Annotated in this window: 16 protein-coding genes; 13 read left to right on the top strand and 3 right to left on the bottom strand. The window is 71.6% G+C overall.

All coding sequences use genetic code 11. From position 1 onward, the window contains the following. The first annotated feature begins 7 nt into the window (after positions 1-7). Positions 8-1984 (top strand): threonine--tRNA ligase, encoded by a 1977-nt coding sequence (gene thrS, locus ACIRFL_RS08650; RefSeq protein ID WP_404025464.1) that lies wholly within the window; start codon positions 8-10, stop codon positions 1982-1984. A 30-nt stretch (positions 1985-2014) separates the two neighbouring features. Here thrS and ACIRFL_RS08655 read toward each other — a convergent pair whose 3' ends face one another. Beyond that, entirely contained in the window at positions 2015-2689 is a 675-nt protein-coding gene (locus ACIRFL_RS08655; RefSeq protein ID WP_404025467.1) for a potassium channel family protein, read from the bottom strand. A 67-nt stretch (positions 2690-2756) separates the two neighbouring features. Here ACIRFL_RS08655 and ACIRFL_RS08660 point away from each other — a divergent pair, with 67 nt between their 5' ends. Then, the gene (locus ACIRFL_RS08660; protein ID WP_404025470.1) at positions 2757-3317 is read left to right on the top strand and encodes an HIT family protein; all 561 of its coding nucleotides are present in this window, start codon (positions 2757-2759) and stop codon (positions 3315-3317) included. A gap of 18 nt (positions 3318-3335) precedes the next feature. Here ACIRFL_RS08660 and ACIRFL_RS08665 read toward each other — a convergent pair whose 3' ends face one another. Both ACIRFL_RS08665 and ACIRFL_RS08670 read right to left on the bottom strand, forming a co-directional pair. Then, the gene (locus ACIRFL_RS08665) at positions 3336-4982 is read right to left on the bottom strand and encodes a hypothetical protein (protein WP_404025471.1); all 1647 of its coding nucleotides are present in this window, start codon (positions 4980-4982) and stop codon (positions 3336-3338) included. A gap of 353 nt (positions 4983-5335) precedes the next feature. Continuing rightward, complete coding sequence (locus tag ACIRFL_RS08670; protein WP_404025473.1) at positions 5336-7534, bottom strand: elongation factor G-like protein EF-G2; 2199 nt, start codon at positions 7532-7534, stop codon at positions 5336-5338. Positions 7535-7774: 240 nt separating this feature from the next. On the opposite strand from ACIRFL_RS08670, the gene pgsA reads away from it, so the two are divergent. From pgsA to yajC, 11 genes are all read left to right on the top strand, one after another. Next, complete coding sequence (gene pgsA, locus ACIRFL_RS08675) at positions 7775-8497, top strand: phosphatidylinositol phosphate synthase (protein ID WP_404025475.1); 723 nt, start codon at positions 7775-7777, stop codon at positions 8495-8497. Further along, complete coding sequence (locus ACIRFL_RS08680) at positions 8494-9402, top strand: phosphatidylinositol mannoside acyltransferase (RefSeq protein ID WP_404025476.1); 909 nt, start codon at positions 8494-8496, stop codon at positions 9400-9402. Before pgsA ends, ACIRFL_RS08680 begins: the two co-directional genes overlap by 4 nt. Continuing rightward, positions 9399-10568, top strand: coding sequence for a glycosyltransferase family 4 protein (locus ACIRFL_RS08685; RefSeq protein WP_404025479.1), 1170 nt, complete (start codon positions 9399-9401; stop codon positions 10566-10568). The genes ACIRFL_RS08680 and ACIRFL_RS08685 overlap by 4 nt, the downstream gene beginning before the upstream one ends. Before the next feature lie 387 nt (positions 10569-10955). After that, positions 10956-11498, top strand: a complete 543-nt coding sequence (locus ACIRFL_RS08690; protein WP_404025481.1) for a hypothetical protein — start codon at positions 10956-10958, stop codon at positions 11496-11498. A 293-nt stretch (positions 11499-11791) separates the two neighbouring features. Continuing rightward, entirely contained in the window at positions 11792-12703 is a 912-nt protein-coding gene (gene pdxS / locus ACIRFL_RS08695; RefSeq protein WP_404025483.1) for a pyridoxal 5'-phosphate synthase lyase subunit PdxS, read from the top strand. A gap of 3 nt (positions 12704-12706) precedes the next feature. Beyond that, positions 12707-13312: a pyridoxal 5'-phosphate synthase glutaminase subunit PdxT gene (pdxT, locus tag ACIRFL_RS08700; protein ID WP_404025485.1), complete on the top strand. Its 606-nt coding sequence runs from the start codon at positions 12707-12709 to the stop codon at positions 13310-13312. 49 nt (positions 13313-13361) lie between these two features. Further along, the gene (locus ACIRFL_RS08705; RefSeq protein ID WP_388706976.1) at positions 13362-14114 is read left to right on the top strand and encodes a YebC/PmpR family DNA-binding transcriptional regulator; all 753 of its coding nucleotides are present in this window, start codon (positions 13362-13364) and stop codon (positions 14112-14114) included. 133 nt (positions 14115-14247) lie between these two features. Beyond that, positions 14248-14787 (top strand): crossover junction endodeoxyribonuclease RuvC, encoded by a 540-nt coding sequence (gene ruvC / locus ACIRFL_RS08710; RefSeq protein WP_404025487.1) that lies wholly within the window; start codon positions 14248-14250, stop codon positions 14785-14787. Further along, positions 14784-15389: a Holliday junction branch migration protein RuvA gene (ruvA, locus tag ACIRFL_RS08715; RefSeq protein WP_388706970.1), complete on the top strand. Its 606-nt coding sequence runs from the start codon at positions 14784-14786 to the stop codon at positions 15387-15389. The genes ruvC and ruvA overlap by 4 nt, the downstream gene beginning before the upstream one ends. Positions 15390-15424: 35 nt before the next feature. Then, complete coding sequence (ruvB, locus tag ACIRFL_RS08720) at positions 15425-16519, top strand: Holliday junction branch migration DNA helicase RuvB (protein WP_404025489.1); 1095 nt, start codon at positions 15425-15427, stop codon at positions 16517-16519. Positions 16520-16686: 167 nt separating this feature from the next. Beyond that, positions 16687-17217 (top strand): preprotein translocase subunit YajC, encoded by a 531-nt coding sequence (gene yajC, locus ACIRFL_RS08725; RefSeq protein WP_404025491.1) that lies wholly within the window; start codon positions 16687-16689, stop codon positions 17215-17217. Positions 17218-17283: the final 66 nt, after the last annotated feature.

Below are 17283 nucleotides of genomic sequence, written 5' to 3' on the forward strand. Positions count from 1 at the left end.
GAGACCGGTGTCAGACGTCCGTGTGATCATCCAACGCGATTCCGAGCGGGAAGAGCGCACGGTGACGACGGGCACTACGGCCGCCGAGATCTTCGCCGGCGAGCGCTCGATCATCGCCGCCCGGGTGGCCGGAGAGCTGAAGGACCTCGCCTACGAGGTCAAGGACGGCGAGACCGTCGAAGGCGTCGAGATCTCCTCCGAGGACGGTCTGAACATCCTGCGCCACTCCACCGCGCACGTCATGGCGCAGGCCGTGCAGGAGCTGTTCCCGGAGGCCAAGCTGGGCATCGGCCCGCCCGTCAGGGACGGCTTCTACTACGACTTCGACGTCGAGAAACCGTTCACGCCGGAGGACCTGAAGGCCGTCGAGAAGAAGATGCAGGAGATCCAGAAGCGGGGGCAGCGGTTCTCCCGCCGGGTCGTGACCGACGAGGCCGCCCGCGAGGAACTGGCCGACGAGCCGTACAAGCTGGAGCTGATCGGCCTCAAGGGGGCCGCGTCCGCCGACGACGGCGCGGACGTCGAGGTCGGCGCCGGCGAGCTGACGATCTACGACAACCTGGACGCCAAGACCGGCGAGCTGTGCTGGAAGGACCTCTGCCGCGGCCCCCACCTGCCCTCCACCCGCGCCATCCCGGCGTTCAAGCTGATGCGCAACGCTGCCGCCTACTGGCGCGGCAGCGAGAAGAACCCCATGCTCCAGCGCATCTACGGCACCGCCTGGCCGTCCAAGGACGAGCTGAAGGCGTACCTCGACTTCCTCGCCGAGGCCGAGAAGCGCGACCACCGCAAGCTGGGCAGCGAACTCGACCTGTTCTCCATCCCGGAGCAGATCGGCTCCGGCCTCGCCGTCTTCCACCCCAAGGGCGGCATCGTCCGCCGCGTGATGGAGGACTACTCGCGGCGCCGCCACGAGGAGGAGGGCTACGAGTTCGTCTACACCCCGCACGCGACCAAGGGGAAGCTCTTCGAGACCTCGGGCCACCTGGACTGGTACGCCGAGGGCATGTACCCGCCCATGCAGCTCGACGAGGGCGTGGACTACTACCTCAAGCCCATGAACTGCCCGATGCACAACCTGATCTTCGACGCGCGCGGCCGTTCCTACCGCGAACTGCCGCTGCGCCTCTTCGAGTTCGGGACCGTGTACCGCTACGAGAAGTCGGGCGTCGTGCACGGCCTGACCCGGGCACGCGGCTTCACCCAGGACGACGCGCACATCTACTGCACCCGCGAGCAGATGTCCGAGGAACTGGACAAGACGCTCACCTTCGTCCTCGGCCTGCTGCGCGACTACGGCCTGAGCGACTTCTACCTGGAGCTGTCCACCAAGGACCCGGAGAAGTTCGTCGGCTCCGACGACGCCTGGGAGGAGGCCACCGAGACGCTGCGCGAGGTCGCCGAGAAGCAGGGCCTGCCGCTCGTGCCTGACCCGGGCGGCGCCGCCTTCTACGGCCCGAAGATCTCCGTGCAGGCACGCGACGCCATCGGCCGCACCTGGCAGATGTCGACGATCCAGCTCGACTTCAACCTGCCGGAGCGCTTCGACCTGGAATACACCGGCCCCGACGGCTCCAAGCAGCGCCCGGTCATGATCCACCGCGCCCTGTTCGGCTCCATCGAGCGCTTCTTCGCGGTGCTCCTCGAACACTACGCGGGCGCCTTCCCGGCCTGGCTGGCGCCGGTGCAGGCGGTGGGCATCCCGATCGGCGACGCGCACGTCGAGTACCTGGAGAAGTTCGCCGCCAAGGCCCGCAAGAGGGGCCTGCGCGTGGAGGTGGACTCGTCCTCGGACCGGATGCAGAAGAAGATCCGGACGGCGCAGAAGCAGAAGGTTCCGTTCATGATCATCGTCGGCGACGAGGACATGTCGAACGGCTCGGTGTCCTTCCGCTACCGCGACGGCTCGCAGGAGAACGGCATCCCGGTCGACGAGGCCATCGCCAAGATCGTGAAGGTCGTGGAGGAGCGGGCACAGGTCTGAGCGGACCCGCGCGGCGGCCCCCGGACAGGCTCAGCGCCTCGGGGGCCGCTCGTCGTCTCTGCGCTCGTCTCCGTTCTCGTCCGAGAACACCTGGAGCATCCAGGACGAGAACGACCCGGTGACCGCGCCGAGCAGGGCGAGACCGCCGGCCATCATGCCCACCGCGATCGTCCGCCCGAGCCGGGTCACCGGGACGACGTCCCCGTAGCCCACGGTGCTCAGCGTCGCGCAGGTCCACCACAGGGCGTCCCCGAACGTCTGCATCGACGTATCGGGCGCCCCGCGCTCCTGCTGGTAGACGGCGAGCGCGCCGGAGAAGCCGAGCAGCAGGGCGGACAGGCCCGCGTACACGATCACGCGCGCGTGCAGCGCCAGCCGGGGCCGGCCGTGCCGGCGCTGCACCGCCTCGTAGAGCCGGACCACCCGCAGCGGGCGCAGCAGGGGCAACAGCAGCACCAGCGTGTCCAGCCAGTGCGCCCGCACGAAGCGCAGCCGTCGCCCGCTCAGCCGCCAGCGCACCGCGTAGTCCACGGCGAACAGCGCCCAGGCCGCGAAGAGCGCGGCCTGGCACAGGCGGCGCCACCCGGTGCCGACGCCGGGACCCAGCACCAGGGCCGCGTACGCGCCGAGGAAGACCAGCGACGCCACGGCGAGCGGGACCTCCGTGCGGCGCTCCCAGCGATCTGCGGGGCTGTCGTCGTACACCGGCCCAGCTTCGCCCGGGAGCCGGGTGCCGCAACCCCGACGACACGCCGCGAACGGGCGAAGCCATATGCTGCCTAGCATGACGAGTGAGCCGGAGCAGCAGATCGGAGTGGGGACGCAGGACGCGTTCCAGCGCCTGTGGACGCCCCACCGGATGGCCTACATCCAGGGCGAGAACAAGCCGACCGGTCCGGGGGCCGACGACGGCTGCCCCTTCTGCGCGATCCCGGCCAAGTCCGACGAGGACGGGCTGATCGTCCGCCGCGGCGAGCACGTGTACGCGGTGCTCAACCTGTACCCGTACAACGGCGGCCATCTGATGACCGTGCCCTACCGGCACGTCGCCGACTACACCGATCTGACCGGGCCGGAGACCACGGAGCTGGCCGAGCTGACCAAGCAGGCGATGACGGCGCTGCGCACCGCCTCGGGCGCCCAGGGCTTCAACATCGGCATGAACCAGGGCGCCGTCGCGGGCGCCGGCATCGCCGCCCACCTCCACCAGCACGTCGTGCCCCGCTGGGGCGGTGACACCAACTTCATGCCGGTGGTCGGCCACACCAGGGTGCTGCCGCAGCTGCTGGCCGACACCCGCACCATGCTGGCGCAGTCCTGGCCGACGCCCTGAGGCACAGGCCACAGGGCGCTACGCGTCGTACAGATCGGCCTTCCTCGGCGACGGGTCCTGCACGTTCGTGCTGAGGAACGCCGAACGGGCGCCGAACTTGTCCGTGTCCACGCCGTGTTCCTCCAGCACCCGGATCGCCGCGGAGTGCACCACCCGCAGCACCGGCGCCGCCGCGCGCAGCGCGTCGTCGGCCATGAACCGGTGCCGCCACGGCTTGTCCGCCCACGCGTGCCGCAGACCGAACGGCTCGGGCAGGCCCAGCGAGCCGCCCAGCCAGTTCAGCATCGGCGGGTACCAGGTCAGCGGCGCCCTCGCCGCGAGCCGCACCACCTCGTCGGTGCCGACCAGCGGCAGACTGATCGACCGGGTCTCCCACGGCTTGAAGGACTTAGTGACCTCCTTCTTCGGCGCCTCCGGCTTGGAGGTGAACAGCGAGTGCACCGGCCCCAGCGCATGCCCCGTCACCTCGATGCGCAGCGTCTGGTGCAGCACGGTGACCGTGATCAGCATCGTGATGATCAACTGCCCGTCCCACAGCGTCCACTGCACGCCCAGGTAGTGCCGGTCGCCGCTGCCGAACTGCTGCTTGTTGCAGATCTCCTGTATCGCGTGCGGCTTGACCTGGAACGCCTCGACGTCCGCGCCCTCCGGACGGGAGACCGCCTTCGCGTTCTCGCCGATCGGCGTGACGATCCAGTGGCGGATGGACGGCTTCGGGAAGCCGCCGGTGTTCAGCGGGCCGCGCTCCAGCATCCCCAGCTGGTCGTGGATCGCGCGGATGACGTCCCAGCTGCGGAACGGGTGGATCTCCCGGGCGGGGTCGGCGGGCAGCAGGTCCTCGGCGAGCTGCCAGCTGCCCCAGCGCGTGCCCATGCCGAGTATGCCCTTGGGCCCGGCGTAGAAGACCGAGTTGGACTGCTGCTCCGCGCTGAGCCGGGCCAGGGACTGGCGCAGCTGCTCCGCGGCCGTCTCGCCCGGGCTGCTCGGCACGGCCTCCGGGACCTTGGCGCCGACGCTGGTGCCCGAGAGCAGGCCGTCCCAGCGCGCCCGCAGGTCCTTCGCCGCGCGCTCGCAGATCCGCCGGGCCCAGAACCAGCCGAGCACCGGCAGGACGGCCGCCGCGCGCGCGTACCAGCCCCAGAACCCGGTGAACGGCATGCGGATCAGGAAGATCAGGACGACCGCGCCGACCGCGACGAGCAGGGCGGTGGCGAGCGCCCCTGCGCGCTTGGCGTCCCGCTTGGCCATGAACGTACGCAGCTGGAAGACCAGCAGCCAGACCAGGAGGCCGGGCAGGACGAGCAGGCCGCACAGCACCATCACGGTGCTGAGCTGGTTGTCACGGGTGCGGCGGATGTTGTTGGCCGCCAGGCAGTGCTCCACGACGACCTGCGGTTCGGAACCGAAGGACTGGATCAGCGGTTTGCGCCCGGAGCCGAGCATGCGGTCGACCACGGCCCGGGAGAACGCCTCGCCCAGATTCGGCTTGAACAGGGCGATCCGGCCGGCCTTGACGGTGGACTGGTGCCACTCGTTGTCGGCCTTCTTGATGTCCTCCATCGCGCTGTCCCGGTAGGCGGCCGAGGCCAGCGCGTAGGTCGCCGCCTGGCTTCCGTCGCCCGCGATGGGTACCTGTGGTCCGTCCCACTCGGTTCCAATCGACATGCCCGCCCCCGATCGCCGCCGGTGTCGCTTCTGCGGCCTTCCCGACTTCCGTGCTCCGCACACCTGTTGAACAGGTCGTCGTGCCGATTCGGCACGACCTGATCAGGTGATCAGCGTATCCGCAGCCACCGACATCCGTCGGCGGACCGGCCAAAGACACCTCCCGGCCGGCACCCTCCGGTCACGCTCCGGCCAAAGGCGAGCGGCCCAACGTGCCGAGCCCTTCGGGCCCTTCGCACGCTCGGCCGCTCGGCACCGGCACCCCTGCGGCCCGCGCAGGCGAAGGAGAGCACCGTGTCCACCGCCGGCCACGCGACCTCACCGAAGCCGGCGGCGGACTCTCAACCCGCCCCCTACGAAGCCTCCTTCGCCTGCGCACGGATCTTCTCCGCGATCTGCGCCGGCATCGGCTCGTGCCGGGCGTACGAGCGGCCGAAGCGTGCCGTGCCGTGCGAGAGGGACCGCAGGTCGATCGCGTACCGGCCGATCTCGAACTCGGGCACCTCGGCCCGGACGAGCGTCCGGCCCGTGCCCACCTGTTCGGTGCCCAGCACCCGCCCGCGCCGCCCCGACAGGTCGCTCATCACGGCGCCCACATAGTCGTCGCCGACCAGGACGGACACCTCGGCCACCGGCTCCAGCAGATGGATCGTCGCGTCCGCCGCGGCCTCCCGCAGCGCCAGCGCGCCCGCCGTCTGGAACGCGGCGTCGGAGGAGTCCACCGAGTGCGCCTTGCCGTCCAGCAGCGTGATCCGCACGTCGACCAGCGGATAGCCGGCCGCAACTCCCTTGGCGGCCTGGGCCCTTACGCCCTTCTCCACCGACGGGATGAACTGCCGCGGCACGGCGCCGCCGACCACCTTGTCCACGAACTCGATGCCCGCGCCGCCCGGCAGCGGCTCGACCTCGATCTCGCAGATCGCGTACTGCCCGTGCCCGCCGGACTGCTTCACATGCCGGCCGCGCCCGGCGGACCGGGTCGCGAACGTCTCCCGCAGGGACACCTGGTGCGGCACCACGTCGACCTGGACGCCGTACCGGCTGCGCAGCCGCTCCAGGGCGACGTCCGCGTGCGCCTCGCCCAGACACCACAGCACCACCTGGTGCGTGTCCTGGTTCTGCTCCAGACGCATCGTCGGGTCCTCGGCGACCAGCCTGCCCAGGCCCTGCGAGAGCTTGTCCTCGTCCGCCTTGCTGTGCGCCTGGATGGCGAGAGGCAGCAGCGGGTCGGGCATCTGCCAGGGCTCCATCAGCAGCGGATCGTCCTTGGCCGAGAGCGTGTCCCCGGTCTCCGCGCGGCCCAGCTTCGCCACGCACGCCAGGTCGCCCGCGACGGCGTGCGTCACCGGACGCTGCTGCTTGCCGAACGGCGTGGACAGGGCGCCGATCCGCTCGTCGACGTCGTGGTCCTCGTGGCCGCGGTCGGCCAGCCCGTGCCCGGAGACGTGCACCGTCTCGTCGGGGCGCAGCGTCCCGGAGAAGACGCGGACCAGGGAGACCCGGCCGACATAGGGGTCGGAGGAGGTCTTGACGACCTCGGCGACCAGCGGCCCGTCGGGATCGCACGGCTTCAGCTCGCGCGGCCTGCCGTCGATCGTGGTGACCTCCGGACACGCGTGCTCCGTCGGGGTCGGGAAGCCGCGGGTGACCAGGTCCAGCAGCTCCACCGTGCCGAGCCCCCGGCGGGCGCCCTCGGCGGCGGGCGCCGCGGCCAGCACCGGGAAGAACGCCCCGCGCGCCACGGCCCGCTCCAGATCGTCGATCAGCGTCTTGACGTCGACCTGTTCACCGCCGAGATAGCGGTCCATCAGGGTCTCGTCCTCGCTCTCGGAGATGATCCCCTCGATCAGCCGGTTGCGGGCGTCCTCGATCTGCGGCAGCAGGTCGGGGCCCGGCTCGGACTCCGTGCGCTCCCCGGAGGAGTAGTCGAACAGCCGCTGCGACAGCAGTCCCATCAGCCCGGTCACGGGCGCGTGCCCGTCGGCGGCCTGCGCCCCGCGCAGCGGCAGGTAGAGCGGGAGCACGGCGTCCGGGTCGGCCGCGCCGAACACCTCCGCGCACACCCGCGTCATCTCCTCGAAGTCGGCGCGGGCCGCCTCCAGATGCGTGATGACGATGGCCCGCGGCATACCGACGGCCGCGCACTCCTCCCACACCATCCGGGTCGAGCCGTCCACGCCGTCCGAGGCCGACACCACGAAGAGGGCCGCGTCCGCGGCGCGCAGACCGGCCCGCAGCTCTCCGACGAAGTCGGCGTACCCCGGGGTGTCCAGAAGATTGATCTTGAAACCGTCCCATTCGACGGGCACCAGCGACAGCTGTACGGAACGCTGCTGCCGGTGCTCGATCTCGTCGTAGTCGGAGACGGTGCCGCCGTCCTCCACGCGGCCCGCCCGGTTCACCGCTCCCGCGGCCAGCGCGAGAGCCTCCACCAACGTGGTCTTGCCCGATCCGGAGTGGCCGACCAGCACCACATTCCGTACGGACGCGGGGTGGTCGGCCGCCGTAGCCCTGCCGGCGGCCCCAGGGTGTGTGTTCGCCTTGTCGCCCATGGCCTAGCCTCCCGTGCACGGTGAGGTCACAGTGGGCGCGGGACCGCGTCAGCCGCGTGCGGTGGCGGCTTCGGCGACGCCCGCGGTTATTCGAGCTTTCCACTCCCGTCACGGTGCGTCCATACAAGCGACGTGATCGCGACGCCCGCCGGGAGTTGCGGCCCGGCCGCCCCGCTGCGCGCGGGTCCGGGTGCCCGGCCGTCGGGCACCCGCGCGCGTGGCTACGATGGGCCAGCCGGCGTGGCCAGCAGGGGCCGCGCGGCGACACCGACCGTCGGGAAGGCCATGCTGAACAAGTACGCGCGTGCATTCTTCACGCGTGTCCTCACACCGTTCGCCGCGTTTCTCATCCGCAGGGGCGTCAGTCCCGACACGGTGACGCTCATCGGCACGGCCGGTGTGGTCGCGGGCGCACTGGTCCTCTACCCCAGGGGCGAGTTCTTCTGGGGCACCGTCGTGATCACGCTCTTCGTCTTCTCCGACCTGGTCGACGGCAACATGGCCCGCCAGCTGGGCCGCTCAAGCCGCTGGGGCGCCTTCCTGGACTCCACCCTGGACCGGGTCGCGGACGGCGCCGTCTTCGGCGGCTTCGCCCTGTGGTACGCGGGCAACGGCGACAACAATGTGCTGTGTGCCGTGGCCATCTTCTGCCTGGCCAGCGGCCAGGTGGTGTCGTACACCAAGGCGCGCGGCGAGTCGATCGGGCTCCCGGTGGCCGTCAACGGCCTCGTCGAGCGTGCCGAACGGCTGGTGATCTCGCTGGTCGCCGCGGGCCTCGCCGGCTTCCACAAGTTCGGCGTGCCGGGCATCCAGTGGCTGCTGCCGATCGCCCTGTGGATCGTCGCCGTCGGCAGCCTGGTCACCCTGGTCCAGCGCGTCGTCACGGTCCGCCGGGAGGCCGCCGAGGCGGACGAGGCGGCGGGCCACCGCAACGAGTCACAGGGGAGCGAGGCGGCCAAGTGAGCGCTCAGGAGCGCCTGACCGACGCCCTGTACGGGTTCGGCTGGAGCGCCGTCAAGACGCTCCCCGAGCCGGTCGCCGTGCGGCTCGGCCGCACCGTGGCCGACCTCGCCTGGAAGCGGCGCGGCAAGGGCGTACGACGGCTGGAGAGCAACTACGCGCGCGTGCTGCCCGACGCCAGTCCCGAGCGCCTCGGCGAGCTGTCGCACGCCGGCATGCGCTCCTACCTGCGCTACTGGATGGAGTCCTTCCGGCTGCCCGCCTGGAGCCACGAGCGGATCAGGAACGGTTTCGACCCCAAGGACGTCCACCACCTGACCGACGGCCTGGCCGCCGGCCGGGGCGTGGTCCTCGCGCTGCCGCACATGGCCAACTGGGACCTCGCGGGCGCCTGGGTCACCACCGCACTGGGCACCCCCTTCACCACGGTCGCCGAACGCCTGAAGCCGGAGACGCTCTACGACCGTTTCGTCGCCTACCGCGAGGGCCTTGGCATGGAGGTCCTGCCGCACAGCGGCGGCTCCGCGTTCGGCACGCTGGCCCGGCGGCTGCGCGACGGCGGCCTGGTCTGCCTGGTCGCCGACCGCGACCTGTCCGCCTCCGGCGTGCGGGTCGGTTTCTTCGGCGAGCCGGCCCGGATGCCCGCGGGCCCGGCGCTGCTCGCCCAGCAGACGGGCGCGCTGCTCCTGCCCGTCACGCTCTGGTACGACGACTCCCCGGTGATGCAGGGCCGGGTCCATCCCCCGATCGAGGTACCCGAGACAGGTACGCGGGCCGAGAAGACGTCTGTCATGACACAGGCGCTGGCCGATGCCTACGCCTCGGGGATCGCCGAGCATCCGGAGGACTGGCACATGCTGCAGCGCCTGTGGCTCGCTGATCTGGACCCGCCGGAGGGAGCCTCGTGAGGATCGGCATCGTCTGCCCGTACTCCTGGGACGTGCCGGGCGGCGTCCAGTTCCACATCCGGGACCTGGCCGAGTACTTCATCGGCCTCGGCCACCAGGTCTCCGTCCTCGCGCCCGCCGACGACGACACCCCACTGCCGCCGTACGTCGTCTCGGCCGGCCGCGCGGTGCCCGTGCCCTACAACGGCTCGGTGGCCCGCCTGAACTTCGGTTTCCTCTCGGCCGCCCGGGTGCGCCGGTGGCTGCACGACGGCGCCTTCGACGTGGTGCACATCCACGAGCCGACATCGCCGTCGCTGGGCCTGCTGACCTGCTGGGCGGCACAGGGTCCCATCGTGGCCACCTTCCACACCTCCAACCCCCGCTCACGCGCGATGATCGCCGCGTACTCGATCCTGCAGGCGGCGCTGGAGAAGATCAGCGCGCGCATCGCGGTCAGCGAGTACGCCCGGCGCACGCTGGTCGAGCACCTGGGCGGGGACGCGGTGGTCATCCCCAACGGCGTCGACGTCGGCTTCTTCGCCCGCGCCGAACCGAAGCCGCAGTGGCAGGGCGACACGATCGGCTTCATCGGCCGGATCGACGAGCCGCGCAAGGGCCTGCCGGTGCTGATGAAGGCCCTGCCGAAGATCCTCGCCGCGCGCCCGGGTACCCGGCTGCTGGTGGCCGGGCGCGGCGACGAGGAGGAGGCCGTCGAAACGCTCCCCGCCGAGCTGCGCTCCCGGGTCGAGTTCCTGGGCATGATCAGCGACGCGGACAAGGCGCGGCTGCTGCGCAGCATCGACCTGTACGTGGCGCCCAACACCGGCGGCGAGAGCTTCGGCATCATCCTGGTCGAGGCGATGTCGGCGGGCGCCCCCGTCCTCGCCTCCGACCTGGACGCCTTCGCCCAGGTCCTGGACCAGGGCGCGGCCGGGGAACTGTTCGCCAACGAGGACGCCGACGCGCTCGCCGACGCGGCGGTCCGGCTGCTCGCCGACCCGGCACGCCGCGCCGTACTGCGCGAGCGCGGCAGCGCCCACGTGCGCCGCTTCGACTGGTCCACGGTCGGAGCGGACATCCTGTCCGTCTACGAGACGGTGACGACCGGCGCGGCAGCGGTGGCGACCGACGAACGCACCACGGGCCTACGCGCCCGCTTCGGCCTGGTCCGCGACCGCGACTGAGCCTGCCGGGTCGTGTGGCGGCGGGCGGTTGTGATCAGCCCGTCCGGCGTTTGAGGACGAGGCCGTTCAGGCCGGAGCGGGGGTCCGGGGGCGGCAGCCCCCGGTGACGGCGACCCCGACCTGGGCAACCCGGCGAGAAGCGGCGTTCCCGGCCCTGGCGGGCGTGGCGGGGCGCTTCGGGTCCTTGTGCCGGGCGTGGCGGGGTGTGGTGGCGGGGGTGGTCATGATCAGCCCGTCCGCGTTTGAGGACGAGGCCGTTCAGGCCGAAGCGGGGGCCCGGGGGCGGCAGCCCCCGGTGACGGCAACCCCAACCCCCGGCAACCCCAGCGAGAAGCCGCGCCCCCACCCCGGCCAACCCAGCGGACCGCACCGGTAGCCTTGCCCGCCGTGACCGCAACCCTCATCTGGATCCTCGTCGTCCTGGTCGCCGTCGGCCTGTACCTGAGCTGGACGGCCGGCCGCCTCGACCGACTGCACTCCAGGATCGACGCGGCCCGCGCCGCACTCGACGCCCAGTTGCTGCGCCGCGCCTCGGTGGCCCAGGAGTTGGCGACCTCGGGCGTGCTGGACCCGGCCGCCTCGATGGTGCTGTACGAGGCCGCGCACGCCGCCAGACAGGCCGAGGAGGAACAGCGGGAGGTCGCCGAGAGCGAGCTGAGCCAGGCGCTGCGCGCCGTCTTCGCCGAGCCCCAGCAGGTCGAGGAGGTCCGCCGGGCGCCCGGCGGCGAGGCGGCGGCCCATGAGCTGACCGAGGCGGTGCGCAGGGTGCCGATGGCCCGCCGTTTCCACAACGACGCCGTGGGCGCGGCCCGCCGGCTGCGCGAGCACCGCAAGGTCCGCTGGTTCCGCCTGGCCGGCCACGCCCCCTTCCCCCCGGCCTTCGAAATGGACGACGAACCGCCACCCGCCCTGGTGGACAGGGCCGGCTGAGCGGCGCCCCGACGGGGCGCGAGGCTGTATCGACATGCGGCTCCGCCGCGATGGGGGTCCCCCCTGTTCGAGCGAAGCCGAGAACGAAGCCGAGAACTTGGGGGAGCGACCAGCCACGACGGCGCCGCAGCCGACCGACGCACGGCGCGGCACCAACAGCGGAGCGCTCCCGCTCCGGCGCGCGGTCCCGGCCGCAAAACGATCCACCCGCTTGCCATTGGCCCTTGCTGTGGACTGGTCCGTTCACGTTTCCTCGGTGCGGCAGAAACCCTCTTGCATCGAGTGAGGTCCCCGTGTCCACCACGCTTCCCGACAACCAGGCCCCCGAGACCGGCACCGCCCGCGTGAAGCGCGGCATGGCCGAACAGCTCAAGGGCGGCGTGATCATGGACGTCGTCACGCCGGAGCAGGCGAAGATCGCCGAGGACGCGGGCGCCGTCGCCGTCATGGCCCTGGAGCGGGTCCCGGCCGACATCCGCAAGGACGGCGGAGTGGCCCGCATGTCCGACCCGGACATGATCGAGGGCATCATCGACGCCGTGTCGATCCCCGTGATGGCCAAGTCGCGCATCGGCCACTTCGTCGAGGCCCAGGTGCTGCAGTCCCTCGGCGTGGACTACATCGACGAGTCCGAGGTGCTGACCCCGGCCGACGAGGTCAACCACTCCGACAAGTGGGCCTTCACCACGCCGTTCGTGTGCGGTGCCACCAACCTCGGCGAGGCCCTGCGCCGCATCGCCGAGGGAGCAGCGATGATCCGCTCCAAGGGCGAGGCCGGCACCGGCAACGTCGTCGAGGCCGTGCGCCACCTGCGCCAGATCAAGAACGAGATCGCCCGGCTGCGCGGCTACGACCAGCACGAGCTGTACGCCGCCGCCAAGGAGCTGCGCGCCCCGTACGAGCTGGTCAAGGAGGTCGCCGAACTCGGCAAGCTCCCCGTCGTGCTGTTCTCCGCGGGCGGCGTGGCCACCCCGGCCGACGCCGCCTTGATGCGCCAGCTCGGCGCCGAGGGCGTCTTCGTCGGCTCCGGCATCTTCAAGTCCGGCGACCCGGCCAAGCGCGCGGCGGCCATCGTGAAGGCCACCACCTTCTACGACGACCCGAAGATCATCGCGGACGCCTCCCGCAACCTCGGCGAGGCCATGGTCGGCATCAACTGCGACACCCTCCCCGAGACCGAGCGCTACGCCAACCGCGGCTGGTGACCCATGAGCACTCCTGTCATCGGCGTCCTGGCCCTCCAGGGCGACGTACGGGAACACCTTGTCGCCCTGGCCGCGGCCGACGCCGTGGCCAGGCCGGTGCGGCGCCCCGAGGAACTGTCCGGCGTCGACGGGCTCGTCCTGCCCGGCGGTGAGTCCACGACCATCTCCAAGCTCGCCGTGCTCTTCGGCCTGATGGACCCGCTCCGCGCGCGCGTGCGGGACGGCATGCCCGTCTACGGCACCTGCGCGGGCATGATCATGCTCGCCGACAAGATCCTCGACCCGCGCTCGGGCCAGGAGACGGTCGGCGGGATCGACATGATCGTGCGGCGCAACGCGTTCGGACGGCAGAACGAGTCCTTCGAGGCGGCGGTCGACGTCGCGGGGATCGCGGGCGATCCTGTAGAGGGCGTTTTCATCCGCGCGCCCTGGGTCGAGTCCGTCGGTGCGGCGGCCGAGGTGCTGGCCGAACACGAGGGTCACATCGTCGCGGTCCGGCAGGGCAACGCGCTCGCCACGTCGTTCCACCCGGAACTGACCGGCGACCACCGCGTGCACGCCCTGTTCGTCGACATGGTGCACGCGAACCGGGCGGCGGAGTCCTTGTAGGATCTCTGGCGTTCGTTGCAGAGATGGGTTACGCGAAGGAGACAGGCAGATGTCCGGCCACTCTAAATGGGCCACGACGAAGCACAAGAAGGCCGTGATCGATGCCAAGCGCGGCAAGCTCTTCGCGAAGCTGATCAAGAACATCGAGGTCGCGGCGCGGATGGGCGGCGCCGACCCGGAGGGCAACCCGACTCTCTACGACGCCATCCAGAAGGCGAAGAAGCAGTCGGTACCGAACAAGAACATCGACTCCGCCGTCAAGCGCGGCGCGGGCCTTGAGGCCGGCGGCGCCGACTACGAGACGATCATGTACGAGGGCTACGGCCCCAACGGCGTCGCGGTGCTCATCGAGTGCCTCACCGACAACCGCAACCGCGCCGCCTCCGACGTCCGCGTCGCCATGACCCGCAACGGCGGCTCCATGGCCGACCCGGGCTCGGTGTCGTACCTGTTCCACCGCAAGGGCGTCGTCATCGTCCCCAAGGGCGAGCTGAGCGAGGACGACGTGCTCGGTGCCGTCCTGGACGCGGGCGCCGAGGAGGTCAACGACCTGGGTGAGTCCTTCGAGGTGCTGAGCGAGGCCACCGACCTGGTCGCGGTCCGCACCGCCCTCCAGGACGCCGGGATCGACTACGACTCCGCCGAGGCCAACTTCGTCCCGACCATGCAGGTCGAGCTGGACGAGGAGGGCGCCAAGAAGATCTTCAAGCTGATCGACGCACTGGAGGACAGCGACGACGTGCAGAACGTCTTCGCCAACTTCGACGTCAGCGACGAGGTCATGGAGAAGGTCGACGCGTAACGCCGCCACGGACTGCACGGGCGCATGGGCCGACGGGACACACCCGTCGGCCCGTCCCTTTGCGGGGCGTTGTCGGTGGCAGCCGATAGCCTGCACAAAGCTTGCCCAAACAGCAGATCGAAGGGAGGGGCGCGTGCGCGTGCTGGGGGTGGACCCGGGGCTGACCCGCTGCGGCATCGGGGTGGTCGAGGGCGTCGCGGGGCGCCCGCTGACGATGCTCGGCGTCGGCGTCGTCCGCACCCCCGCGGACGCGGAGCCGGCCCACCGGCTGGTCGCCGTGGAGCGGGGCATCGAGACCTGGCTCGACGAACACTGCCCCGAGTACGTCGCCGTGGAGCGCGTCTTCAGCCAGCACAACGTGCGCACCGTGATGGGCACGGCCCAGGCGAGCGCCGTCGCCATGCTCTGCGCGGCCCGCCGGGGCATCCCGGTCGCCCTGCACACCCCCAGCGAGGTCAAGGCCGCCGTCACCGGCACAGGACGCGCCGACAAGGCGCAGGTCGGCGCCATGGTCACCCGGCTGCTGCGGCTCGACGCGCCGCCGAAGCCCGCCGACGCGGCCGACGCCCTCGCCCTGGCCATCTGCCACATCTGGCGCGCCCCCGCGCAGAACCGACTCCAGCAGGCCGTGGCCCTGCACGCAGCCAAAGCACCGAAAGGCCGTACGGCATGATCGCCTTCGTGAGCGGCACGGTCGCCGCACTCGCTCCCGACACCGCCGTCGTCGAGGTGGGCGGCGTCGGCATGGCCGTCCAGTGCACGCCGAACACGCTCTCCACGCTGCGCGTGGGACAGCCCGCCAAGCTCGCCACCTCCCTCGTGGTGCGCGAGGACTCGCTGACCCTGTACGGCTTCGTGGACGACGACGAGCGCCAGGTCTTCGAACTGCTCCAGACCGCCAGCGGCGTCGGCCCCCGGCTCGCCCAGGCCATGCTGGCGGTGCACACTCCGGACGCGCTGCGCCGGGCGGTCGCCACAGGCGACGAGAGGGCGCTCGTCGCAGTCCCCGGCATCGGCAAGAAGGGCGCGCAGAAGCTGCTGCTGGAGCTGAAGGACCGGCTGGGCGAGCCGGTCGGCGCACCGGCCGTCGGCGCCCCGGTCAGCCAGGGCTGGCGCGACCAGTTGCACGCCGCCCTGATCGGCCTCGGGTACGCGACCCGCGAGGCCGACGAGGCGGTCGCCGCCGTGACCCCGCAGGCCGAGGCGGCCGACGGCGTCCCCCAGGTCGGACAGCTGCTGAAGGCCGCCCTCCAGACCCTCAACCGCGCCCGCTGACCGCCTGCGCCCCGAGCCGCAGCTAGGAGACCTCAGTGAACTGGGACGACACGACCGGCACCCCCGCCTCCGAGGGGCCGGGCGGCCCCGCCGCGGAGCGGCTGGTCGGCTCGGTCGCCGACCGCGAGGACCAGGCCGTCGAGGCCGCTCTGCGCCCCAAGGACCTGGGCGAGTTCATCGGCCAGGAGAAGGTGCGCGAGCAGCTGGACCTCGTCCTGCGCGCCGCACGCGCGCGTGGCGCCACCGCCGACCATGTGCTGCTCTCCGGCGCCCCCGGCCTGGGCAAGACCACCCTTTCGATGATCATCGCGGCGGAGATGGCCGCCCCGATCCGCATCACCAGCGGCCCCGCCATCCAGCACGCCGGCGACCTCGCCGCGATCCTCTCCTCCCTCCAGGAGGGCGAGGTCCTGTTCCTCGACGAGATCCACCGCATGTCCCGGCCCGCCGAGGAGATGCTGTACATGGCGATGGAGGACTTCCGTGTCGACGTCATCGTCGGCAAGGGCCCCGGCGCCACCGCCATCCCGCTCGAACTGCCCCCGTTCACCCTGGTGGGCGCCACCACGCGCGCGGGCCTGCTGCCGCCCCCGCTGCGCGACCGCTTCGGCTTCACCGCCCACATGGAGTTCTACGAGCCCGCCGAACTGGAACGCGTCGTGCACCGCTCGGCCCGGCTGCTCGACGTCGAGATCGAGCCCGAGGGCGCCGCCGAGATCGCCGGACGCTCGCGCGGCACGCCCCGCATCGCCAACCGGCTGCTGCGCCGCGTCCGGGACTACGCGCAGGTCAAGGCCGACGGCCTCATCACGCGCGAGATCGCCCAAGCGGCCCTCGCCGTCTACGAGGTCGACGCGCGCGGCCTCGACCGCCTCGACCGCGCCGTCCTGCGGGCCCTGCTGAAGCTGTTCGGCGGCGGCCCGGTCGGCCTGTCCACGCTGGCCGTGGCGGTGGGGGAGGAGCGCGAGACGGTCGAGGAGGTCGCCGAGCCGTTCCTGGTCCGTGAGGGCCTGCTGGCCCGTACCCCGCGCGGCCGGGTCGCCACGCCCGCCGCATGGGCGCATCTCGGCCTCACCCCGCCCCGCTCGGCGGCGGCGGGAAACGGACAACAGGACCTGTTCGGGACGTGACGGCGAGCGCATTGGCCGGGGCAGGAACCCAGGTGCCATGCTGAGCGTTGTTCCATGCGCGCGGACTCGCTTAGACTCCGCCGATGCCGCCCTTGTGGGCGGCGCCGTCCACGCCCCCAGCCACCAGGCCGCTGTCCGCCGCGGTCGTGCGAAGGAAACCCCGTCCCGTGAATACCTTGACCCTCCTCCCGTTCATCGTGCTCATCGCGGCCATGTTCCTGATGACGCGTTCGGCCAAGAAGAAGCAGCAGCAGGCCAGTGACATGCGGAACCAGATGCAGCCCGGTTCCGGCGTCCGCACGATCGGGGGCATGTACGCGACGGTCAAGGAGGTCAACGAGGACACAGTCCTCCTCGACGCCGGTCCGGGCGTCGACCTGCTCTTCGCGAAGAACGCCATCGGCGCCGTCCTCACCGACGACGAGTACAACCGCATCGTGCACGGCATCGAGCACGACCTGAAGTCCGACGCCGACATCGTCCCGGACGACGCCTCCTCCCTCACCGAGCACGACGGGCCCGCCGACGCCGCCTCCGACCAGGCCGTCGACCTCGGCAAGAAGGACGCGGCCGAGGAGCCGGCCGCCGACGCGAAGACGGACGCCGAGCCGAAGACGGACGCGGAGCCGAAGACGGACGCGGAGCCGGCGGCGGACGACGAGGCGAAGAAGACCGACGGCGGCTCCGAAGCGAAGTAGACACGCCGAGGGGCGCGCGGTTCCGGCTCGCGCGTCCCACGGCGTGTACTCCTCGCAGGGGGTACC

This window comes from Streptomyces sp. NPDC102462 (genome assembly GCF_044765425.1).
GTDB lineage: Bacteria > Actinomycetota > Actinomycetes > Streptomycetales > Streptomycetaceae > Streptomyces.